Origin of the sequence: Parashewanella hymeniacidonis (assembly GCF_016900895.1) — a bacterium.
Classification (GTDB): Bacteria; Pseudomonadota; Gammaproteobacteria; order Enterobacterales; family Shewanellaceae; genus Parashewanella; species Parashewanella hymeniacidonis.
In genome coordinates this window covers 1-22,856 of sequence record NZ_JAFEUN010000038.1, presented here as the reverse complement: position 1 = coordinate 22,856, position 22,856 = coordinate 1, and the positions used below count along the sequence as shown (strand labels likewise).

General features: G+C 40.2%; 16 protein-coding genes. 10 read left to right on the top strand and 6 right to left on the bottom strand.

Annotation, left to right across the window (positions count from 1 at the left end):
* Positions 1-4: 4 nt before the first annotated feature.
* From mlaD to JQC92_RS09425, 6 genes are all read left to right on the top strand, one after another.
* On the top strand, positions 5-484 hold the full coding sequence (gene mlaD / locus JQC92_RS09450; RefSeq protein ID WP_204999423.1) for an outer membrane lipid asymmetry maintenance protein MlaD: 480 nt from the start codon (positions 5-7) through the stop codon (positions 482-484).
* Positions 485-492: 8 nt separating this feature from the next.
* Entirely contained in the window at positions 493-1,158 is a 666-nt protein-coding gene (locus JQC92_RS09445) for an MlaC/ttg2D family ABC transporter substrate-binding protein (protein WP_204999422.1), read from the top strand.
* Positions 1,159-1,160: 2 nt separating this feature from the next.
* Positions 1,161-1,442, top strand: coding sequence for an STAS domain-containing protein (locus tag JQC92_RS09440; RefSeq protein ID WP_204999421.1), 282 nt, complete (start codon positions 1,161-1,163; stop codon positions 1,440-1,442).
* A 10-nt stretch (positions 1,443-1,452) separates the two neighbouring features.
* Entirely contained in the window at positions 1,453-1,704 is a 252-nt protein-coding gene (locus tag JQC92_RS09435) for a BolA family protein (protein WP_204999420.1), read from the top strand.
* 35 nt (positions 1,705-1,739) lie between these two features.
* Positions 1,740-2,999, top strand: coding sequence for a UDP-N-acetylglucosamine 1-carboxyvinyltransferase (gene murA / locus JQC92_RS09430; RefSeq protein WP_204999419.1), 1,260 nt, complete (start codon positions 1,740-1,742; stop codon positions 2,997-2,999).
* A 163-nt stretch (positions 3,000-3,162) separates the two neighbouring features.
* The gene (locus JQC92_RS09425; protein WP_204999418.1) at positions 3,163-4,200 is read left to right on the top strand and encodes an FAD-dependent oxidoreductase; all 1,038 of its coding nucleotides are present in this window, start codon (positions 3,163-3,165) and stop codon (positions 4,198-4,200) included.
* A gap of 14 nt (positions 4,201-4,214) precedes the next feature.
* Here JQC92_RS09425 and JQC92_RS09420 read toward each other — a convergent pair whose 3' ends face one another.
* Both JQC92_RS09420 and acnB read right to left on the bottom strand, forming a co-directional pair.
* Complete coding sequence (locus tag JQC92_RS09420) at positions 4,215-5,531, bottom strand: hypothetical protein (RefSeq protein WP_204999417.1); 1,317 nt, start codon at positions 5,529-5,531, stop codon at positions 4,215-4,217.
* A gap of 150 nt (positions 5,532-5,681) precedes the next feature.
* Positions 5,682-8,279 carry a bifunctional aconitate hydratase 2/2-methylisocitrate dehydratase gene (gene acnB / locus JQC92_RS09415; protein ID WP_204999416.1) on the bottom strand — a complete coding sequence of 866 codons (2,598 nt, stop codon included), beginning with the start codon at positions 8,277-8,279 and terminating at the stop codon, positions 5,682-5,684.
* A gap of 283 nt (positions 8,280-8,562) precedes the next feature.
* Between acnB and hxpB the strand changes: the two genes are divergently transcribed.
* Positions 8,563-9,219 carry a hexitol phosphatase HxpB gene (gene hxpB, locus JQC92_RS09410; RefSeq protein ID WP_204999415.1) on the top strand — a complete coding sequence of 219 codons (657 nt, stop codon included), beginning with the start codon at positions 8,563-8,565 and terminating at the stop codon, positions 9,217-9,219.
* A 50-nt stretch (positions 9,220-9,269) separates the two neighbouring features.
* Here the strand turns inward: hxpB and JQC92_RS09405 are convergent, their stop codons facing one another.
* The 3 genes from JQC92_RS09405 to JQC92_RS09395 form a co-directional block, all read right to left on the bottom strand.
* The gene (locus tag JQC92_RS09405; RefSeq protein WP_204999414.1) at positions 9,270-11,342 is read right to left on the bottom strand and encodes a M13 family metallopeptidase; all 2,073 of its coding nucleotides are present in this window, start codon (positions 11,340-11,342) and stop codon (positions 9,270-9,272) included.
* A gap of 83 nt (positions 11,343-11,425) precedes the next feature.
* Positions 11,426-13,645, bottom strand: coding sequence for a patatin-like phospholipase family protein (locus JQC92_RS09400; RefSeq protein WP_204999413.1), 2,220 nt, complete (start codon positions 13,643-13,645; stop codon positions 11,426-11,428).
* Between the two features lie 8 nt (positions 13,646-13,653).
* Positions 13,654-18,102, bottom strand: a complete 4,449-nt coding sequence (locus JQC92_RS09395) for an EAL domain-containing protein (protein ID WP_204999412.1) — start codon at positions 18,100-18,102, stop codon at positions 13,654-13,656.
* Positions 18,103-18,337: 235 nt separating this feature from the next.
* Here JQC92_RS09395 and JQC92_RS09390 point away from each other — a divergent pair, with 235 nt between their 5' ends.
* Genes JQC92_RS09390 through JQC92_RS09380 form a run of 3 tightly spaced genes read left to right on the top strand, consistent with a single transcriptional unit; the run spans position 18,338 to position 22,302 of the window.
* Positions 18,338-18,862, top strand: coding sequence for a hypothetical protein (locus JQC92_RS09390; RefSeq protein WP_204999411.1), 525 nt, complete (start codon positions 18,338-18,340; stop codon positions 18,860-18,862).
* On the top strand, positions 18,862-21,723 hold the full coding sequence (locus tag JQC92_RS09385) for a prolyl oligopeptidase family serine peptidase (protein WP_204999410.1): 2,862 nt from the start codon (positions 18,862-18,864) through the stop codon (positions 21,721-21,723). Before JQC92_RS09390 ends, JQC92_RS09385 begins: the two co-directional genes overlap by 1 nt.
* Positions 21,724-21,726: 3 nt before the next feature.
* Positions 21,727-22,302 carry a nucleoside triphosphate pyrophosphohydrolase family protein gene (locus JQC92_RS09380; RefSeq protein ID WP_204999409.1) on the top strand — a complete coding sequence of 192 codons (576 nt, stop codon included), beginning with the start codon at positions 21,727-21,729 and terminating at the stop codon, positions 22,300-22,302.
* A gap of 68 nt (positions 22,303-22,370) precedes the next feature.
* On the opposite strand, the gene JQC92_RS09375 is transcribed toward JQC92_RS09380, so the two are convergent.
* The gene (locus JQC92_RS09375) at positions 22,371-22,595 is read right to left on the bottom strand and encodes a hypothetical protein (protein ID WP_204999408.1); all 225 of its coding nucleotides are present in this window, start codon (positions 22,593-22,595) and stop codon (positions 22,371-22,373) included.
* Between the last annotated feature and the right edge of the window lie 261 nt (positions 22,596-22,856).

Genomic DNA, 22,856 nt, shown 5'->3' with positions numbered 1-22,856 from the left:
TATTATGTTGACACGAAAAATTGAATTTTTAGTCGGATTATTTTTACTCGCTGGTATTAGTGCTTTTTTGGTATTGGTTTTCAATGTAGCCAATATCAAAGTCAGTAATGACAGTGACACATACACCCTTACTGCTCACTTCACTAATGTTGGCGGCTTAAAAGTACGCTCTCCAGTGAAAGTCGGCGGCGTTGTTGTCGGTCGTGTTAGTGATATCACTTTAGATCCGCAGCAGCTTAACGCATTAGTGACACTGAAAGTGGAAAAACGGTATACCCAATTTCCAGAGTCAAGCAGTCTTGCGATTCAAACTTCTGGTTTGCTGGGTGAACAGTATTTAGCACTGACGCCAGGGTTTGCACTTGATGATGATACAACCATGCTTAAAAATGGTGACAAAATCGAAGACACTCACTCTGCATTAGTATTAGAAGACCTTATCGGTCAGTTCTTATACAGCGTTGGCGACAAGAAAGGTAAGTAGAGGTAAACATGTTTAAATTATTTTCAAAAGTATTCACTGTAGTACTACTTTGCTTTACTGCAAACACAGTTTATGCCGCAATTGATGTATCAAATCCTTACACTATGATCGAACAAGTGGCAAAAAAAACCTTTGATCGTTTTGATGCCGACCAAGCTAAAATTAAGGCGAATCCTAATTACTTAAAAACAGTAATTACTGAAGAGTTATTACCGCATGTTGATTATAAATATGCTTCTTTAAAAGTGTTAGGCAGCAACGCTCGACAGCTAAGCCAGACGATTAAACCTAGAGATAAATTCATTGCAAAACTTAATGAATTTACTGATTCATTTAAAGGTTACATGGTCAGTACTTATGCGTCTGCGTTTACCGAATACAGTCATCAGAAAGTTGAGTTTCCTCCTGCGAAAAAACTCACTGACAGTAAATTTGTAACGGTGCCCGTCCGAGTCATCGAGCCAGGCCGCCCACCGATTAAGTTGGCTTTTAAAGTTCGTCGCCAGAAGGATAATACCTGGAAAGTTTACGATTTAGTGGCTGAAGGCGTGAGTTTGATTCAATCTAAACAGTCAGAAATTGGTGGTTTAATCCAACGTGAAGGCATTGATAACGTGATAAAAATGCTGGATAAAAAAGCCACTGCTGATGTTTCGAAAAAATCTGAGAAATAATAATGGCTCAATACCAACATCAACAACAGACTTGTACGCTTACAGGAAAACTATCCCGCCAAGAGGTCATTGAACTTTGGCCTCAGCAACAAGCGATTTTAAGCGATCAAATTACGGCTATAGATCTATCTAGACTAGATTATGTCGATAGTTCTGGCGTTGCGTTTTTATTTCATTTAATTGAAGCTGGCAATAAAAATGGTCGTACTGTTAATTTGATTAATCCATCTAAGCAGTTGCAACCTTTAATCGCTCTGTATAATCTGCAATCATTTTTTAGCTAAGGTAGTACCCATGGAACCACAACAAATCGAAGAGTTATTAAAGTCAAAGCTTGAATTAGATGAAGTCAAGGTGACTCAAGACGGTACTCATTATAAAGTGATTGCTATCGCTGAATTCTTTGATGGTTTATCACCAGTAAAAAGACAACAAGCCATTTATGCGCCGCTTACTGAGCAAATTGCTAGTGGTGCACTGCACGCATTAACGATCAAAACTTTTACTCCAGAGCAGTGGAAGAAAGAAAAAATCTTCAACATGTAATTTGATCGCCACTCATTCCCAACTAGAGAGTTACCGTGGATAAACTGAGTATTCAAACTAGCCAGCCACTTGCTGGCAATGTCGTTATTTCAGGTGCAAAAAATGCCGCCTTGCCAATTTTGATGGCCGGAATTTTACCTGAGACAGATTTTCTTGTGTCTAACGTCCCTGAGCTACGTGATGTCCGCACCAGTTGTAAGTTATTGCAATGTTTAGGTGCTGAGGTTACTGAGCTGGATAAAGGCCTGTATCGGATTTCGACTAAAAACCTAAACCACTTCTGCGCCCCGTATGAACTGGTTAAAACCATGCGCGCCTCAATTTTGATATTAGGCCCTCTTCTTGCGCGCTATGGTAAAGCAGACGTATCACTGCCGGGTGGTTGTGCCATTGGTGCACGTCCAGTTAACCTTCACCTTCATGGACTAGAGCAAATGGGTGCTCACATTGAAGTCGAAGAAGGTTACATTAAAGCTCGTGTTGATGGCCGTTTGAAAGGCGCACATATTCTGATGGATATGGTGAGTGTTGGTGCAACCGAAAACTTGCTGATGGCTGCCGTATTAGCGGATGGTACAACGGTTATTGAGAACGCAGCCCGAGAGCCTGAAGTTGTCGATTTAGCCAACTGCCTCATTGCGATGGGTGCGAAAATCTCCGGTGTCGGCACAGCGACGTTGACCATCGAGGGTGTTGAGAAACTGAACGGTTGTGATTATCGAGTAATGCCAGATCGCATCGAAACGGGAAGCTTTTTAGTCGCTGCGGCGATTACCCGTGGTCGTATCCGTTGTTTAGATGCGGATCCCCATTCTCTAGAATCAGTATTAATGAAACTAGAAGAAGCAGGTGCAGAGATCACGAAAGGCAACGATTGGATTGAGCTAGATATGCATGGGAAACGCCCGAAAGCAGTAAACATTAAAACGGCAGTGTACCCCGGTTTTCCAACCGATATGCAAGCTCAGTTTTGTGTGCTCAACTGTTTAGCTGAAGGCAGTGCAAACGTTATTGAAACTATTTTCGAAAACCGCTTTATGCACGTACCAGAATTAATGCGCATGGGTGCAGATATGGAACTCGAAGGCCATACTTGCATCATTCATGGTAAAGAGCAGTTGAAGGGCGCACCGGTAATGGCTACTGACTTGCGTGCATCAGCAAGTCTGGTTATTGCAGGGTTAAAAGCCGAAGGTACAACTACGGTTGACCGTATTTATCACCTTGATCGTGGCTATGAGCACATCGAAGATAAGTTCCGTGGTCTTGGTGGTGATGTAAGCCGCATAGTCTAATCCTTTATTGATGCAAACTTATTAAAAGGGAAGTGATAAACCGCTTCCCTTTTTGATCTTTGTTCTGTCATAAGTATATATTTTTAAAGCCTTTCACCTCAATGCCCTAATCCTTTATTGTGCTGCTACACTTTTATTCAATGTCATGTTGAATGTTATTGCTATGAATCGATTTGATTGGTGTGTTGTTGGCGCAGGGCCTGCCGGTATTTCTGCAATAGGTAAGCTGCTTGATGAAGGCGTGTCTACTAAAAAGATAGCTTGGATTGATCCTTTATTTAACGTTGGGGATTTAGGCAGTAAATGGCAACGAGTCCACGGAAACACCAAGGTGAAATATCTCAAACTTTTCCTGTCTCATTGCAACAGCTTTGATATAGCTGAAGCACCACGTTTTAAACTTTATTCCCTAAATGAGCATAAAGCTTGTTTACTTGCTGATATTGTTGAGCCTTTGGCTTGGATAACGCAACGCTTTATTAAGCGAGTGAACCCATTTACTGACACTGTTCACTCGCTTTCTCATAATAATCATCACTGGTATTTAGAATTGGCGAAACAAACTATCGTAGCCAATCAAGTTATCTTAGCCACAGGCTCAATCCCTAAAACCTTACCATCAAACAAGCCTGTTATTCCTTTAGACGTTGCAATGAATGATGAGAAACTAGCACAGCTTGACTTAAGCCAACAGACTATCGGCGTATACGGCTCCTCACATTCTGCAATTGTCGTCATGAAAAACTTGTTAGACGGTAAGGTGAAAAAAGTCGTTAATTTTTATCGGCAACCAATAAAATACGCTTTGTTCTTCGATGAGTTTATATTATTTGATAACACGGGTTTAAAGGATTATGCCGCAGATTGGGCCAGAGAGCATATTGATGGTCAATGGCCTGATCGTCTCGAGAGAGTGCACTGTGCGAGTGATGATAAAGACCAAAAACTGGAACAATGCGATTCCGTAATATTCTGTATTGGTTTTGAGAAGCGTGATCAAATCAAACTGTCACCCTATAAGCACAGCCTTCCATATAATGAGGGCAATGGTATTATTGCTCCCGGTTTATTCGGATTAGGTATTGCATATCCGTGTCGAGTGACTGACCCATTCGGCAATGTTGAGCATAATGTCGGCCTGAACAAGTTTATGTGCCATTTAGATCATGTTTTGCCGATTTGGTTGCAATATAAAGCCTAGGGCGTGTTCTTAAATTAGTCGCTAAGATTTAAATTTTGTAACTCGCTCAAATCCAATTCTTGTGTTGGGGAAGCTCTTGAGATTAATTCACCATTCTCTTCTCGAGACCTCTGATCACTTTTTTCACGCTCAACCACTTCAGTGACTTCAGGACCATCTGTTCTATTCGCTAAAAATTCCGTAGCATCAAATGTGCTGTCCAAATCATCAGCAACAGAAATCGGCGCTAAGGCTTGTAGTTTTGAGCTGCTCGCTTTCGCTTTATGAGCGGGTGTAGCTGGAGGAGAGCCAACCCTTTGATCAAATTCGAAACTGGGGTCATTCATCTCCGATACGGTTGTAGCCTCTGCAACCGTTTGTCGTTCGGTTCGATCTGCTACCCTGAGTTCTGAGTTACTTGCTAAAGTACCTTGTCGTAGTGATGTTGCTGTGTTTGCGTTTCCAACCAGAGATACCTGTTGCTCAGGCTCATTACTTTCCGCACTTGTTAATCGACTTCTCGAAGTATATGGCCCATGTTGTCTTCTTGGGTTCGGAGGCGGAGAAGGAGGAAAAATCCCCATCGATGGAATCATCAGTACATTTACAAACTTATCCAACGTTGCTTTTGTATTTTGAAGCTTTGTTGTCAACATATTTTGCTCGAGTGCGATTTGTTCCTGTCTGGAAAACAGTTGTTGCATATCGACTAAATACTGTTGATAACGTACTTCCATTTCTTCTTTTACACGTTCTTGCTCACAACTATTGTTTGTCAGTTGCATACTGATATCAGAGATATTTTGATGAAATTCATCAACTTTACATCTAATCCAATGATTCCTATCAGGCACAGTTGTACAAGCTTGTTGTAACGATTGCCCTTGAGGGATATCACTTTCACACATAACTTGACCAACATTCGAATAAGTAGGTACAGGTCTATACGGTAATGAAGTCTGCCTCATAACACTCGTTCCGTGCTGAGTTTGAAATTGTGGTGGTACAGGTGAACTACTCAAACTTTGAGAGAATGGTACGGGTGATACGCTGTGACTTCGATAACCATTTGGAATCGGTGATACACTTCCATAACTTGAGGCGTAAGGCGATACTCTTCCATTTTCATCATGACCATGAAAATGACTTTGCGCTGTATGATGTGGACTTACCTGAGTGTGTGTTGGTTGCTGGTAATGATAAGGAAATTGCTGTGTGTACATCATACTGGTTTGCTGAAATTGATTTGCTGGTGCTACTTGATGAGCCTGTGCATTTCCTCCTTGGGGAACTTGCTCATATGATTGCGCTTGAGGCGGATGTCCTGATATTGGATGATTGTTCATACTCATAACAAGTATACTTTGCTATTAGAATTGTTCAGAAATATTTATCAAACATATCAGCAGAAAGCTTGTTAAAGATGATTCACCTAACGTTCATATATCAAAAGGCCCCACAATTCATGTAGGGCCTTTTTAATTTAATAACAATTCAGTAAATTAAACCGCTGATTGAAAAATCACTTCTTCCGCTTTATCGGTATAGTGCTTAATCTCATTGAAGTTCAAGTAGCGATAAGTATCAGCTGCTGTCGCATCCAATTCTTTCGCATATTCTTGATACTCAGCAGGTGATGGCAGACGACCTAGAAGTGCTGCTACCGCGGCAAGTTCCGCTGATGCTAAGTATACGTTCGCACCAGTACCTAGACGATTCGGGAAGTTACGCGTTGATGTTGACACAACCGTAGAATTCTCTGCAACACGTGCTTGGTTACCCATACACAATGAACAGCCTGGCGTTTCGATACGCGCACTTACGCGGCCGAAGATACCGTAGTAACCTTCTTGAGTAAGCTGATCTTTATCCATCTTAGTTGGCGGTGCAATCCATAGACGAGTAGGCAATGATGTTGCGAATTTATCCAACATCTTGCCCAGTGCACGGAAGTGACCGATGTTGGTCATACAAGAACCAACGAATACTTCTTCAATCTTAGTATCTTTAACTTCAGAAAGTAGAACTGCATCATCTGGATCGTTTGGTGCACAAAGAATTGGTTCTTTGATGTCATTCAAATCAATTTCGATAATTTCTGCGTATTCAGCGTCTGAATCGGCTTCCATCAATTCTGGGTTAGCAATCCACTCTTCCATTGCAGTGATACGACGCTCGATAGTACGGCGATCACCATAACCTTCTGAGATCATCCACTTAAGCATCACGATGTTCGAGTTCAAGTACTCGATGATCGGCGCTTTATCCAGCTTGATGGTACAACCTGCAGCACTTCGTTCAGCAGACGCATCAGACAATTCAAATGCTTGCTCAACCTTAAGATGCTCAAGACCTTCAATCTCTAATACACGACCAGAGAATTCATTGATCTTGCCAGCTTTCTCAACGGTCAATAGACCCATTTGAATCGCTTTGTGTGGAATTGCGTGTACCAAGTCACGAAGCGTGATACCAGGCTGCATTTCACCTTTAAAGCGAACAAGGATTGATTCAGGCATATCCAATGGCATAACACCAGTAGCCGCCGCAAATGCAACCAAACCAGAACCCGCTGGGAATGAAATACCGATTGGGAAACGAGTATGCGAGTCACCACCTGTACCTACAGTATCAGGCAGAAGCATGCGGTTTAACCAAGAGTGAATTACACCATCACCTGGACGCAACGACACACCACCACGATTCATAATGAAATCAGGTAATGTGTGGTGCGTATTTACGTCAACTGGCTTAGGGTAAGCTGAAGTATGACAGAAAGACTGCATCGTCAAATCGGCACTGAAACCAAGACAAGCTAAGTCTTTTAGCTCATCACGGGTCATTGGGCCTGTGGTATCTTGCGAGCCTACAGACGTCATCTTAGGTTCACAGTATTGGCCAGGGCGAACACCCGTTACGCCACATGCTTTACCGACCATTTTTTGCGCCAGTGTATAGCCTTTACCAGTATCAGCAACATCTTGCGGACGAACAAAAATTTCAGAAGCTTCAAGACCTAGCGTTTCACGAGCACGGTCAGTCAAACCACGACCAATGATCAATGGGATACGACCACCAGCACGCACTTCATCAAGCAATACGTCTGTTTTTAGTGCGAATTCAGAAATCACTTCATCGCTATCATGACGCTTAACCTTACCTTCGTATGGATATACGTCGATAACGTCATTCATGTTCATTTTGCTAACGTCTAGCTCGATTGGCAGTGCACCTGCATCTTCCATGGTATTGAAGAAAATCGGTGCGATTTTACCACCAAAGCAAAAACCACCCGCACGCTTATTTGGAACATTAGGGATATCATCACCCATGAACCACAATACTGAGTTAGTCGCAGACTTACGTGAAGAACCGGTACCAACAACATCACCCACATACACTAATGGGAAACCGTCTTGCTTCATTGATTCAATTTCTTTAATTGGACCAGTAACGCCAGCGTCATCAGGTACAATACCTTCACGAGCGTTTTTGAGCATGGCTAATGCGTGTAATGGGATGTCTGGACGTGACCAAGCGTCAGGTGCTGGTGATAAGTCATCCGTATTGGTTTCGCCAAGAACCTTGAATACGCGAAGACTGATTTTATCGGCCAGTTTTGGCTTAGACGTATACCAATCTGCATTCGCCCATGATTCAACCACTTGTTTTGCAAATGCATTACCTGCATTCATTTTTTCAACAACGTCATGGTATGCATCAAACATTAATAACGTATGTGAAAGTGCTTCAACAGCAAGCGGAGCAAGTGCATTATCATCAAGCTGTGCAATTAACGGCTCAATGTTATAACCGCCTTGCATGGTGCCTAATAATTTAATGGCATGTTCTTTTGAGATAATTGGAGAATTACTTTCTCCCTTTGCCAAAGCATCTAAGAAACCCGCTTTAACATAAGCCGCTTCATCAACACCTGGTGGAATACGGTTTTCGAATAGATCTAGAATGAATTCTTCTTCACCAGCTGGCGGATTTTTTAACAATTCTACCAAATCAGCAACTTGCTGGGCATCTAATGGCTTAGGGACAATACCCTGCGCCGCACGTTCTTCAACGTGTTTACGATATGCTTCTAGCACGGCAACATTCCTCTTTTATTCGCACGAAAACATGCTTTATTAACTGCACTGCGTTCCGACAGCACGCTCACAATCTAATTTTTAGGGTCAATATTATACTACAGGTTTGAAAAAGTATGAATCAGGTCACACTCTTACACCATTAAAATTAGCAAATTTAATCATAAAACTTCGAATCTTTATATTAGATCAAAGTCGAATGGTATTTTTTCTGCTTTAGGGTTTGTACATCGTTTATACTCGACCAGCGATATTCCCTCGCATTGCCAAAATTGGAGTTGTTATGTTGTCACTTGCATTAAAGGCAGTAATTTTCGACATGGATGGCGTTTTAATTGATTCAGAGCCCGTATGGCAACAATCAGAACTTGACGTATTTTCCTCACTCGGCCTGCCAATCAGCTATCAAGATACTCTGCAAACTACCGGGTTAAGAGTCGATCAATTAGTCGAATACTGGTATCAACGATATCCATGGGAAAATTATGATAACGCTGAAACAGCGACTCAAATCGTCAATGGCGTTATTGAATTCATTCAAACTGACGCAAAACCGATGCGGGGTGTCATTGAAGCTTTACAAATTTGTCAACAACAAGGCTATCGTATTGGACTTGCAACCTCTTCGTCCATGAGTTTGGTTGATGCGGTATTGGACAAATTTGAAATTAGACATTTTTTTCAGGCCATAGAGTCTGCTGAACATTTGAAGTATGGCAAACCACATCCAGAAGTTTATTTAAACTGCGCAACTCGCTTAGGTGTCGCTCCCAGTGAATGTATTGCCATTGAAGATTCAATGAATGGCCTTATTGCCGCTCGTGCTGCTAATATGTTAGCCATTGCTATTCCTCCCCATGAGCAACAGCATGACGTAAAGTGGATGCTTGCTCATTATCGGCTACACGATTTGACTGAATTCTCGACCATTTTAAATTAAAAAGCGCAGCCAATTGGCTACGCTTTTACTTTTAAAGCATCAAAAAATGATTACCAAATCTTAACGCGATCGCCTTCAGCAAGGAACATCTTATCGCCTTCTTTCACTTCGAATACATCGTAGAAAGCAGGAATATTACGTGGCGTTCCCATCGCACGGAAATGGCTTGGTGAGTGAGTATCTGTCTTTAAACGACGCTCAAGCTCTGTATCACGGTAGTTACGACGCCATACTTGTGACCAACCAATAAAGAAACGTTGTTCACCCGTATATCCATCCATTACAGGTGCAGGTTTGCCATCTAAGCTCATTTGATATGCACGATGTGCAACTGTCAAACCACCTAAGTCACCGATGTTCTCACCAAGGGTGAACTTACCATCTACATGTTTGCCTGGTAGGGCTTCATATTTATCGTATTGTGCAGCAAGTTGCTCACTACGCTTGGTAAATTCTTCTAAATCTTTTTCAGACCACCAATTACGTAGATTACCGTCACCATCATACTTAGAACCTTGGTCATCAAAGCCATGAGAAAGTTCATGCCCAATCACCGCACCAATACCACCGTAGTTTACGGCATCGTCAGCATCCATATTAAAGAATGGTGGTTGTAAAATCGCTGCTGGGAACACAATTTCGTTCATTACTGGATTGTAATAAGCGTTTACGGTTTGTGGCGTCATGTGCCACTCAGTACGGTCAATTGGTTGACCTAACTTGTTTAACATTGAAGTATATTCAAAGTTAGCATAACGAAGGTAGTTACCAACAAGTTCATCAGCTTTGATTTCAAGATTGGTATAATCTTTCCACTTATCAGGGTAGCCAATCTTATAAGTAAACTTCGCTAATTTTTCTTGTGCAGCTTTTTTGGTTTCTGGTGTCATCCACTCTAACCCATTGATGCTAACTTCGAAGGCTTTAATCAAGTTATGGATCAACACTTCCATACGTTCTTTTGCTTCTGGCTTAAAGCTTTCTTTAACGTATTCTTGACCTACTAACTCACCAATAACGCCATTGGCAGCATCTACAGCTTGCTTCCAACGAGGCTTTTGCTCTTGAATACCTTTTAAGGTTTTGTCATGAAAGTTGAATGCTAAATCTTCAAAATTCTTGCTCATTAGGTTCGCATATGAATCCACTAGGTGGAATGCTAAGTAATCTTGCCAAACACTCACAGGGAACTTGTCGAATTGCTTACCTAGTGCTTCAAGATAAGACGGCTGACCAACAATGACCTCTGTCACTTTATCCATACCAGCGCCAGTCGCAAATGCATCAAAGCCCATATCACCTAATAACTTATTTACGCCGTCACGTTCAAACTTGTTGTAACGCTTGTTAGCATCACGAAGTGCAACTCTATCCCAGTGATTTTTAGCGATGAAGTGTTCAACTTCCATCACACTTTTCGACGCACGGCCAGCATCTGCGTAACCCGCACGCTTAAGTACATCGTCGACATACTTACTCAATGCTTCACGGTTCCCCACGTACTTTTCATCATCTTTTAGATAATAATCACGATCAGGAAGTGTTAATCCTGATTGATAAACATACACAGCATATTGACTAGAATTTTTCGCATCGTTATTTACATAAAAGCCAAATGGAGAACCTGAACCGTTTACAAGTAACTTACCCATCAAACGAGCAATGTCTTTGTGAGTTTTTGCTGCTTCGATCTCTGAAAGTAATGGTTTAAGAGGCTCTGCACCCAAGGTTTCAACCTTGTCAGTGTTCATGTAGCTGGCGTAAAAGTCACCCACTTTTTGTTCACTCGAACCAGCCGCTTTATTTGGTTTTGCTGCAGTCGCTTCGATGATTTTCTTAAGTGAATTTTGACTTTGTTCATAAAGCACAGAGAAAGCGCCGTAGTTGGACTTATCTGCAGGAATTGGCGTATCCTTTAGCCACGTTCCATTAACATTGTAATAAAAATCATCTTGTGGTCGAACTGAATTATCAAAATTAGCTAGCTCAACACCTGAAACTAAAGTTTGTTCTGCTTTCACAGGTTCAACTGTCTTTTCTGCTTGCTGAGGAGCTTCTTTGCTACACCCTGCAAGCCCTAAGCTAATCGCAATACCTAGCGCTAATGCACTTACTTTTTTCATTTGTTTTCCTAACTCATTATTAAAATAAATTTTACAATCGACTAACGCTATCAAAAAAGTCGCGATAACTGTAGGCCTTTTTGTTAGAAGTTTTTTCCAATGAACAAATATACTGCGTGTTCACCTTTATCAGATAGACCAATACCTAAGGCTGCAGGCCCAAGCTCAGTATCAGTGCCTAGATATAAACTCCCTGAATAAATTAAGTCATTCAAACTCACATCACTCTTTTGCAGCCAAACATTACCCGCCTCGATGCTGGAGCCTAAATATAAAGGATACTTTTCTAAGCCAAGTGCATCTCGACCTAAATCATATTGATAAATAAATGCACCAAACAGTTTATGGTTTCCAAGGAGGGAGTCTTTATGGTATCCAGACAGGTTCAGGAACCCGCCTAATTCGACAGGATCTACTGAGATATCATCATCTGTGACCTCTTCTGTTTCCAGTGAGAGTTTCCCCACAAATGCATGATGTCCTACACTTAGCGCTCCTTTCCAATCTAAGCTGTAGCGCAAATTGAAATCGGACTCATAATCTTGATCTTGATATCGAGCGTTATTTCGGGTGAATCGCATTTCAAACGATAAGCGGTCTCCTGATGTGGGAAAACTAATGCTATCTAGGTCGTCATAGCCGAGCTGTAAATACCCACCAAACCCTTTGTATTTTAGTTTCCCGTATTCAATCGCTTGAGTTGAAAGTCGGCCATTGGTGCCTCTCATACCGAGCTCAATAAAGGATTTTTGGTTAAAGTTATAACCTAACCCAGTCAGTAATACTTGGCTGCGTGTGTCAACGCCATAGGTGAATTCGTTGCTTTCAAAAATGCCTCGATTTTTTCTAAGTAACTCAAGCCTAGTTCGACTGTACCAGTTCTGTTCATGATCAAGAGGCTGATAAAACTCGGAAGCAATGCGTTTCTGAAAGCCAAACTGTAATTCATTTCTCCACTCACCACCGTTTTCATTAAGGTCGGTAAGCGTATAAGCAAAATCAAACGTTACCGTTGACCCTAAGCTATAATCATCTTCCCAATTCAATCCCAGTTGAAAATAGTTTGGCCCCCACGATTTAGCTTTGGTGGTTAAAGTGAGCTCCCTACCTTGTAGATCATCTGCAAATTCTGCGTTAACTCTTTCAAATCGGTTTAACGCATAGACTCGGTTTATTGCAGTATCTAACTCTTTCTTTGAAACAACTTCGCCTTCATGAATACCAAACGTATCCAGTATGAGTTGATCGTTCACTTTAGATTCATTAGCCAGAACAATACGATAAACAGGCTTATTAATAGGCGCATCCCATTGTTTTCTCGCATTTAGCTTTTTTTGCTGATAATGCGCATATTGTTGTGGCGTTTCTGCTAATGCTTTCAATTTTGGCAGTAACGTTGTCGCAGCTTTTTCGCCAAACGCTAACGCTTTAGGTAAAACATTAAAGTCTGTCGTGCTCATTTGCCCAACAGCTGGACGGATTAATATGTCTTTATCTGTCAGTAATGATTTTTGATGGTTGGTACTGGCATTGGTGAGTATTGTTGAAAGTTGATTCAAAACGTCAACAGTCGAATTGAGCTTATCTTTACTGACAAGGGATGAACCGATATCAACAGCAATAACAATATCTGCCCCCATCTTTTTTACAACATCTACAGGCATATTATTGGCAATACCACCATCCACCAATAACTTGCCATGCCAATGTGCAAGTTCTAATGCTCCAGGCACGGTCGCTGAAGCCTGCATCGCAAACACAATACTTCCTGAATCAAGCACAACTGCATGGCTGGTCGCTAAGTCTGTTGCGACAGCACGATAAGGTATCGCCAGTTGATCAAAACTACCAAACTTTTGGACGAGCCCCGTCGAGCCCCTCAGTAAACGAGACATGGTTTGTCCCAGCAATAAACCACTTGGTGTTTTTATTTTGTCTTTGCTATAACCTATCGATAACGGCACGTTATATTGATCCCTTTGCTGTTTATCTCGATAACTCAAAGATTGCCTAGGAATCGTATCTGAATAGCCTTTGCTCCAATCAGTATTGAGCATTAACTTCTCAATTTCGTCAGCACTGTAACCAAGTGCATACAAGCCGCCTACATAAGCACCAATGCTAGTTCCAGCAATGTAATCCACCGGTATGTGGTTTTGTTCTAGAATCTTTAACACACCAATATGCGCAGCACCTTTGGCTCCACCGCCGCTTAATACCAGCCCTATTTTTGGCCTGGCAGATACCGAAAATGCCGTAGCAAAGATGATGACAGTAGCAAAAATCTGTTGGTGGATTTTCATAGTATTCCTCAGACGAGCTCTTGTTCTAATTCAGTGTGTAAACTGTGTTCCAAGTAACGTTCCATATCTTTCTGCGGTAACGGTTTGGCAAAATAAAAACCTTGCATTAAATAACAGCCTCGGCCAATCAAATGTTCCATTTGATCATAAGTTTCGATGCCTTCAGCAACCACTTTTAACCTGAGGTTTCGAGCCAACTCAATAATACTGGTTACAATGGCCTGATCCGCTCGATTCTGGTTGATATCAATAATGAATTTACGATCAATTTTGAGAGAGTTAACAGCAAAGTTACGTAAGTAAGCCAATGAGGAATAACCCGTTCCAAAATCATCAATCGCAATGTTAATCCCGAGTAGTTGCAATTGAGACAAATGCTTTTGTGCTTGATCGACTTCTTTCATTAATACGCCTTCGGTGATCTCTAAGCCGAGGAGCTTCCCTTCAACTCCGGTTTGAATCATGACTTCTCTTATCGTATCGACATAATCAGGTTGTAGGAAATGCGCTGCAGAAACGTTGATGGAAACTCGGAAGTCTGACTTGAACTGTTTTTTCCACTGACTAATTTGAATACAGGCATTTTGGAACACCCAACGATCAATCTCAATAATTAACCCTGCAGACTCTGCGACTTCAATAAAGACATCTGGGCTGATATAGCCATCTTCTGGATGTTTCCACCTTAACAGCGCTTCCATTCCAACTAAGCTGTCACCATCAAGAATATTAATCTGTGGTTGGTAATGCAGCTCTAATTGATTATTTTGTATCGCTTTTCGTAATTCAGATTCAATTCTCAAGAAATATAAATTTTTCTCGTTTCTCGCATTAGAAAAATATCGAACATTTCCAGGCCCGTCTTCTTTAGCATGATACATGGCTAAATCGGCATTTTTAATCAGTGTTTCAGGGTGTAAAGCATGATCAGGCCACAAGCTGACTCCAATACTGGTACTGATATAAAACTCCCTCTCGAACAATCTAAACGGTGCCTCAATATTTCGATGAATGCGTTTTGCTACGAGATCAACTTCGGCTGTATTGACGATATCTGGTAACAATAATACGAATTCGTCCCCCCCAAATCGACTCAAAACTGCATGGCTTCCCGCAGAATCTTGAATCCGGCTGGCAGCTTCAATCAGCAACGCATCTCCCATATTATGCCCGTATGAATCATTGATATTTTTAAAGCGGTCCAAGTCCATAAACATCAACGCTAAACGACTATTTTCTCTTTGTGCTTGCTGAATACTATCAAGTAGTTTTTCTGAGAAGAAGGTACGGTTGGCTAACCCTGTCAACGGGTCAAAATTAGCCAATCTTCTTAGTTTTTCCTCTGCACTTTTACGCTGACTAATGTCAGAAAAAACCACAACATAATTTTGAGTATCTTGTGTCTTCGAGTGAATTTGAGAAAGTGTCAGCCAAACAGGTCGACGCACGCCAGTGGCAGCTTCAATCTCAAGCTCTCCTGACCAATGGCTTTCATTAACCAATAAACCTGCAATCGTAATATCGATTCCAAAAACCACATCTGAAAACGAACGTTTTTCAAGATGTTCAGCAGGCATTTCAATGAGCTTTTGTGCGGCGCGATTTGCAACGACCGCTTGCTCATTCTCATTAAAAATGACCACGCCTTCTGATGTGTTTTCAAACGCTTCAGCTAAAAGTCCAGCCTGCTCTTCAAGATTCCGAGTGGATGTAACATCAGTATATATACCCGACACTACTTCAACGCTTTCGCCGTCATCATTGTATTTAACAGGGCGACCTTTTGTTCTTATCCAGCGCCAACTGCCATTCTCTGCCATTTGCCGATATTCAGCATCAAATGCGTCTGCTTTTCCAGAGACCATTTCATCCCATTGGGATAAGACTCGCTCTTGATCTTCAGGGTGAATCTTAAGTTGGCTCATTTCATAAATTTTCTTTTCACGCTCTAAAATGAAAATTTTAGAGTAGTTTCCGATGTGTAACTGCTTGGCATTGATGTGCCACTCCCATAAGTCAGAGTCACTGCTTTTTAATGCTTGTTGCAAGCGGTCTTGTGTTTCAATTAACTTAGTATTCAGATGCTTAAACTTTTGCGTTTGACTTTGATGCCTTAACACCGTTAATACGCCAATAATGAAGATAAAAAAGGCAAGTAATGTTTTAAATTGCTCTGAGTGCCACCACAGTTGCGACACAGTAAAATGAAAATTGTAAGGGGCATCTTTGCCTTGCTGTGTGATTTCACTGATCAACTGCAAGGTGTAATTACCAGAATCAAGATTGGATAAATTAATTTGTGCGTTATCAGATAACTGAATAAACTTTTTTTGCCGTGGAATATTATTTCCAATGAGCCGATAACGCACATCTTTGAGCCTGTTCTGCAAGTAATTTTGACTCGATACCTGAAGGCTGACGAGACCTACCTGAGGTTGAATCGTCAAATCAGACTGAGGCAACAAGTTCACTTTATAGGTATCGTGATAGTAAGTACTCACGCTAGAAACAAACACATTATCTGAAGATATTCGTTTAGATAGTTTCTCAGGTTTGATGAACATAATACCTTCAGGCGAACCAATAAATAAGCCTTGTTTTGGTAAGTAAAATATCGCACCTTCGTTGAGTTCTTCGGCGATCAAGCCATCTTGAGCATCATAAATCGTAAATTGGTCAAGCCCTACTTGGTAGTTAAGAATCACTCCGTTTCTGCATCCCAGCAGTATTTGTTGATTGATTTTTTGAAAGAAATAGATCGATTGACAATACTGTGTCGATTGAAAGTCAATGGGAGATAATTGCTTGGTCATCCGATTGTATTCATAACCACCATGGTAGGTCGAGCCCAGCCACAATCGATTCTCGTCAACTTGTACAATATGAGAAATGATCGGTAGAACATCTACGCCAAAATGCTTTTTATCAATTGCAGTGAAAACATCGTTAACATAAAAGCCAAAAGCACTTTCGCCCCCGAACCAAAGTGTACCGTTATCATCCACAAAAATACTGCGAAATGATAACCCTTTATCCGAACCCACATTGGCTTGAAGGATTTCTCGGCTACCTACTCGCCAACGATAAATACCCGCAGATGTCGCAAACCACCATTGTTGTGAGTGCGGTTCAAATGCGCTCTGATAAACGGTTTTATTGGTAAGAGATTCAGTACCGCCAGTCCATAAATTAAACGGTTGTGAATATTGGGTATCTTTATTAAGAACGAACAAACCGTCTGTTGTTGAAAGTAATAAATTATGCGCATCAAGCGACTTAATTTCATAGATAGACTCACTCGCATTCAGACCAATAATCGACAACACTTTCGACGATTTTGTCACTCGATCAATTATCGTTACTTGATTAGAGGTACCAGTGTAAACCGTACTGTCTTCGCTCCATATACTCCATGTGTTTTGTTCAGATAAATAATAAGGTTCGCTTGACGAAATTGTATCAACTAAAAAGTCAGTTTTGTCGGTCAAAATCGCAACTTGATTTTGATATCCAGTTACCCAAATTAAATTATTTTTGTCGATAATGATTTTCTTATCAACAGCGAAATTCTTTTCTTTTATATGACTTTTAGTGACGTGAACCAGCTCATTGGTGCTCGTATTAAAAGACATTACGCCGACTTTAGTTGCCAGCCACAGCTTCTGTTTATCATCGATTGAAATGGAAAACGATGGCGCAGATAAAATCGTCATCAACTCCAGCGTTGTAGATTCAGGATCGATAGAAACTTCAAAAAAACCACCATCAGCAGCTATCCATACTCTATTTCCAGAAACCAAAAGCTGATGTATTTTTCCTACCGTCTTCGGTATTGATAGCCAACGCACTTCATCGCTTTCATTCAAAAAACCAATTTTCTTCTCCGTTGCAATGAGCAATTGCTCCTCAAATAAAACGATATCTTTGTAGTTATCTTTTTTGAGTACGGGTAAAAAGAATGCTTTTTCAGCTTGCTTTTCCGAAGAAGAAAAATAAATCACTTGCCCAGGAGCGGTCAGGAGGATGTGCTGTTGATCATCTAAGCTCAGCAGTTGTGCCAAACGACCTAATTTGAGCTCCTTAAAAGCAGCTAAAGTTGAAAGAGGAGCAAAACGATAATCTTGATAATTGAAATAATGAAGCCCCTGAAACGCATCGACAATAACTTTATTCATTCCCAATGATCGCACTTTAGAAAAATACTGATCTTGCAAGGGGGGTTCACTATTCGATAAATCGATTCGCTCTACATGAGTATTCGTCGCTCTGAAAAGGCCTTGTTCAGTCGCAAACCATGCAAAACCCTGCCCATCAAAATCGATATCGTTGACGACTGCATCTAAGCCATCTGAGCTTGAAATGACTCTCTGAATGGAAGTAAGTGCAAGTGCGACTTGACTGAACAAAAATGCTGATAACCAAAAGGCAAATAGGCTTTTAAAAAAGAATCTAATCATTAAGTTCACTATTAAAGCTAAAAATGGCTATTGTTGGAGCCCGCACAACCGATGTTAACAGAAAGTAATTAAAAAAAGCTTCAGTTCATATAAATTATTTGATTTATAACAACTAAGTTGATTTTATTCAACGATGGGATATACACTCAATTTTTCTACAAATTAGACACATAAAAACCACTATATTCTTGGTAAGGAAATCAGGATGATGAGAATAACAATAATTACAGTACTCATGTTTACATTAATAGGATGCTCTCAATCCTTAAAAGGGATTAAAAAAGATGAATCTGTAGAATTACAGCCAGAAGTGGGATATCTATTGATAGGTCTAGATACGACCCTAGATTTGCATACTATCAATATTACTGGCACCAACCGTTTTAAGTTTACTAAAGAAGATCTCAGAGCTGGCACCAATTTTATTCTCATCGATATTCCTGCTGGCAATTACAAAATCAGCGAAATTAAATTTAATCGTTATTCTAGACTTGAGTTAGTCGAAGGCTACTGGGATTTTCAAGTCGCTCCAAAAAAGATTAATTACATCGGGACCCTGCAAGTTGAAGGCTCAAGTTGGTTTGGTTGGCTAAACCACGTTAACGTTCTCCTTAATAATGAAAGTACCCAAGCCTTTAAATTTATTCACGAGAACTTCCCTAACTTACTCAACGCATACCGGATAACATTTGGTGGACCAGGTGAAGATCACTTTTTCGAATATCTTCAGTCAACAGAGCAACAGTTAGGGGGACTATAATGTTAAATATGCAACGCTTTATTGTGCTCATCGCACTTTTAACCCCTTGCTCACTGTGTGCCGACCCCATTCCATCACACGAAATATTTTTATCGCCTAGCATGAGCAACGTTTCTTTTTCTCCTGATGGAAAATACATTTCAGCGCTAACTCGTGAAAAGGGTATAGCACACTTATCTCTTATCAATATGCAAACTCAAAAACGCACATCTATTTTAGAGTTTGGTAAATACGATCGATTCGAAGGCTATGATTGGCTCGATAACGACACTCTTTTTCTTAGGGTATATACCACCAACAGGCACCGACGTGCACTATTGTATTTAACAGAGAAGAATGGAACTGTAACAGCTAAATATCGTACTGTTCGAAGTAAAGGATATTTAGTCAGTTCTCTTCCTTCTGAGCCTAATAAAGTGTTATTTGCTCGGAATATGTTTGATGACGCCCCAAGTAATCGATTATACAAAGTTACCTACGAAGAATTACGAAAAGGAATTTTGACAAAAAAGAATGAATTTGAACGAAAAGTCAAAAATGTGATTCACTTCAGCTACGACAATAATCGAAAAGAACTGTATGCCGTCAAAAAATTAAACTCTGACAACGCAATCGTTATATCCAGAAAAATCAAAAATCGATGGCAGCAGTTATATCGCATTGATAACAATAAAGATACGTTTATCCCCTTAGGATTGTTGAGCGAGACTAAGCTGGCAGTCTTAACCAATCAGAAATCTAATACAGTTGGACTTTATGAATTTGATATTCCTTCTCAGAAGCTAACCTCCTTAATTTATAAGCATCAAAAATACGACTTAATCAATGCCTCAATTAACAAAAATCAGAAAATTAGTCATGTTACTTATGTCGAAAACGGTCAACAAAAACACCATTACTTTACTGATGAAATAAAATCATATTTAACAGAATTACCTGACCTCATTTCTCAAAAAATGATTAACATTGTCGATATAAGCCCGACAGGTCAGCGAGTTCTATTTACTCATGGCTCTGATGAGCCAGGTAAATTTTATCTCTATGACCCAGAAGGCAGAAGCATAAAGTTTCTTGACAGTTACTTACCAAGCTTAAATAAATATGAGTTAGCCAAAACTGAATCATTCAAGGTTGCCACTAACGACAGCCAAAAAATTGAAGCATTCCTTACGCATCCTTCCAAAATTGACAATCAAACTCTAATTGTAATGCCTCATGGAGGCCCGATAGGTGTACGTGAATACGATGTATTTCATAGAGAGATTCAATACCTTGCAAGCCGAGGTTTTTCAATTTTAAGAGTTAACTATAGAGGGTCATCTGGGTATGGGCGATCATTCTTAGACAGTGGTAAAGGTCAATTTGGCCAAGCCATTGAGGAAGACATTTCGCTTGCAGTAGATTATGTTCTATCGAAAAATAATTTCGAAAAATTATGTACTTATGGCAGTAGCTATGGAGGGTACTCGGCAGTAATGTTGACAATCAAAGACCCTCAACGTTATCACTGCGCAATAGGAACTTTTGGCATCTACGACTTACCATTACTATTTAGTTCATCAAACCTGAAGGCACAGCCAGAGTCACAAAAGTCTGTGTCTGAAGTCGTAGGGCCATATAGTCCTGACTTAACCAACGTATCACCCGTTTATCTAGCTGCTAAAATTCCTGTTCCAGTATTACTTATTGCTGGGGAAAAAGACTATGTTGCTGAAATTGAACACACAAGACGCTTGGCTCACACAATGAAGCTTTTCAATAAACAAGTTGAGACCCTCTATTACCGAAATACAGGGCATGGTCATTTGAATTGGGGTTGGGAAAGGCACCAAGCCTCATATATTGCTGACTACTTAGAAAAGACACTAAAACTGAAACCAATAAGCGTAAGTAAGAAGCAAAAAATAGAACTTGCAAAAGATATGGCTCTTCTCGCTGATGGTTACAGATTCAACAACAACGCCCCAACTAATGAAGAAAAAGCCATCGAATATTATCGAAAAGCAGCTGAATTTGGGCACTTAAGGTCAATGTTTAACTTTGCATTACTATTGTTAGACGAGCAACAGAACGAAGGCATTAAATGGCTATTAGAAGCTTCAAATAACGGATATAGCCGTGCATCTTATGAACTTGCCCATATCTATAAGTCCGGAGAAATCGTAAACCAAGATCATCAGCTTGCTCTCAAGTATTTTTCTTTAGCCGACCGACAAGGTTTTGATGCTAGAGCACAATTAGAAATAGCGAAAAGCCACTGCCTAGGGCTGAGCGTAGAAATAGATAAAGAAAAATGTGTCACTTTATTTGATATTCAGCAACTTAGAAAAAGTTCTGATCAAGATTTAAAAGCAAAATACAATTCAAAAGTGAATAAATACCGTAGGCAACTTATTGATGAAATGTATTTTAGTGAACCATTGACTCAGAAAGGTTTACTGTTAATGCATAAAATCTTGTCACAAGATAAGGTTCATCCTTTAACAGTGAATATCGAGGACGAAACCTTTGGTATAGTCGTCCGAAGGATTTTCGAGAATAAACTACAAAGAATTTCAGAGCCTTTTACATTGCAAAGCGATACTACTTTTAGCGTTAGATTTATATCAGACTGGCAAAAAGAGCACCTACCAAAAGGAAAACAAGTTATTATTTTTGCTCACTGGACACAAAAGGACCAGTCAGGAAAAATTATTCAAGAAGAGTTTAGCTCTTTACAAGGTGACTCTTCGTTTAGATGGCAATCGGGCTTCAAAGTAAACAAAGAACTTGCGAAAAATGGAACGGTGTCAGTTAAAATGAAAGATATTTTCAATAACATCATCTACGAAAAAACAATAAAGATTGTTAAAAGCGAGTAAGAAATGAACTTAAAGCACTTAAACCAAGCAACCTACGATTATATCTATAAAGATATTTTTGAATTTCGCAACACATTCGATTTACCTGTAGAAGATCCACAAAGCTTAAATGATCAAATTGACATTCTACACACTTCTCTGATCATCGAAGAGTTGACTGAACTTGCGGAAGCAGATTGTCTGGTCGAACAAGCTGATGCCATTGTAGACTCTGTGTATGTATTAATGGGACGACTCGTTCATCTTGGTGCTAAGAATTATACCGACAATATTGAGATCAGCTATTTGGTTGATTTGATGCTTGCTGTTGCACATAACCTTAAGTTTGATTTTATCGAGTGTTGGGATGACATCCACTCAAGTAATATGAGTAAAGTGTGTCGCAGCGAAGAAGAATACCTTAAAACTGAACAGTTTTATGCCGACCAAGGCATTAAATTATTTGCGACTCAAAAAGGCGAATACATTATTGCTAAATGTGCTGAAGATGGAGAGTTTGAAGGAAAGACGATTCGCTACGGTAAAGTTCTAAAATCAGTAAACTACCGCCCTGCAGATTTGGCAAAAGTTATCAATTAACCCCCTAACGTCAAAGCTACCCATTACAGCGCATTTAAAACTGAAGTGGGTAACTTTCTGTTTGAAAATTATTTCTCTTTTAACTTATTGATTGCTTGCACTATGCCTAATAACTCCTTGGCTCTAGTCATGGTTTCATTCTCTTTTACTTCCATTAGCAAAGACTCTACGACGGTTAAATCAATACCTTGTGACGGCTTATTGAGTTCAGTCTCCGCTTTTAGGCATTTCGCTTCAGCTAATAATTGCTCTTTGCTTTCGGCATGCTCTGTAGTCGGGTAATAAAGGTTCATCCTCTATGACTCTGTAGACCTGATTAGTACGTTGAAACTTTAGGTATCGAAAGTCTAAAGTTTCATACTGATTCACTCTTAAAGGCATTTTTACAAGATAAATGAAGTAATAAAGAATCATACCGAACGAAACACGTTTTTGGACATAAACGTGTTTCGGTTTCGGTTCGTAATCAAAAAATTGCATTAGAAAAAGTATCTCTGAAATCAAATTTCTGAAAGCTACGACTAGCCCTAAAAAACAACTTAGGGCTTACATCA

Bases quoted from the DNA above. Each gene is read 5' to 3' on its own strand.
- mlaD (WP_204999423.1), top strand. From the start codon at position 5: ATGTTGACACGAAAAATTGAATTTTTAGTCGGATTATTTTTACTCGCT.
- JQC92_RS09445 (WP_204999422.1), top strand. From the start codon at position 493: ATGTTTAAATTATTTTCAAAAGTATTCACTGTAGTACTACTTTGCTTT.
- JQC92_RS09440 (WP_204999421.1), top strand. From the start codon at position 1,161: ATGGCTCAATACCAACATCAACAACAGACTTGTACGCTTACAGGAAAA.
- JQC92_RS09435 (WP_204999420.1), top strand. From the start codon at position 1,453: ATGGAACCACAACAAATCGAAGAGTTATTAAAGTCAAAGCTTGAATTA.
- JQC92_RS09425 (WP_204999418.1), top strand. From the start codon at position 3,163: ATGAATCGATTTGATTGGTGTGTTGTTGGCGCAGGGCCTGCCGGTATT.
- JQC92_RS09420 (WP_204999417.1), bottom strand. From the start codon at position 5,531: ATGAGTATGAACAATCATCCAATATCAGGACATCCGCCTCAAGCGCAA.
- hxpB (WP_204999415.1), top strand. From the start codon at position 8,563: ATGTTGTCACTTGCATTAAAGGCAGTAATTTTCGACATGGATGGCGTT.
- JQC92_RS09405 (WP_204999414.1), bottom strand. From the start codon at position 11,342: ATGAAAAAAGTAAGTGCATTAGCGCTAGGTATTGCGATTAGCTTAGGG.
- JQC92_RS09400 (WP_204999413.1), bottom strand. From the start codon at position 13,645: ATGAAAATCCACCAACAGATTTTTGCTACTGTCATCATCTTTGCTACG.
- JQC92_RS09395 (WP_204999412.1), bottom strand. From the start codon at position 18,102: ATGATTAGATTCTTTTTTAAAAGCCTATTTGCCTTTTGGTTATCAGCA.
- JQC92_RS09390 (WP_204999411.1), top strand. From the start codon at position 18,338: ATGTTTACATTAATAGGATGCTCTCAATCCTTAAAAGGGATTAAAAAA.
- JQC92_RS09385 (WP_204999410.1), top strand. From the start codon at position 18,862: ATGTTAAATATGCAACGCTTTATTGTGCTCATCGCACTTTTAACCCCT.
- JQC92_RS09380 (WP_204999409.1), top strand. From the start codon at position 21,727: ATGAACTTAAAGCACTTAAACCAAGCAACCTACGATTATATCTATAAA.
- JQC92_RS09375 (WP_204999408.1), bottom strand. From the start codon at position 22,595: ATGAACCTTTATTACCCGACTACAGAGCATGCCGAAAGCAAAGAGCAA.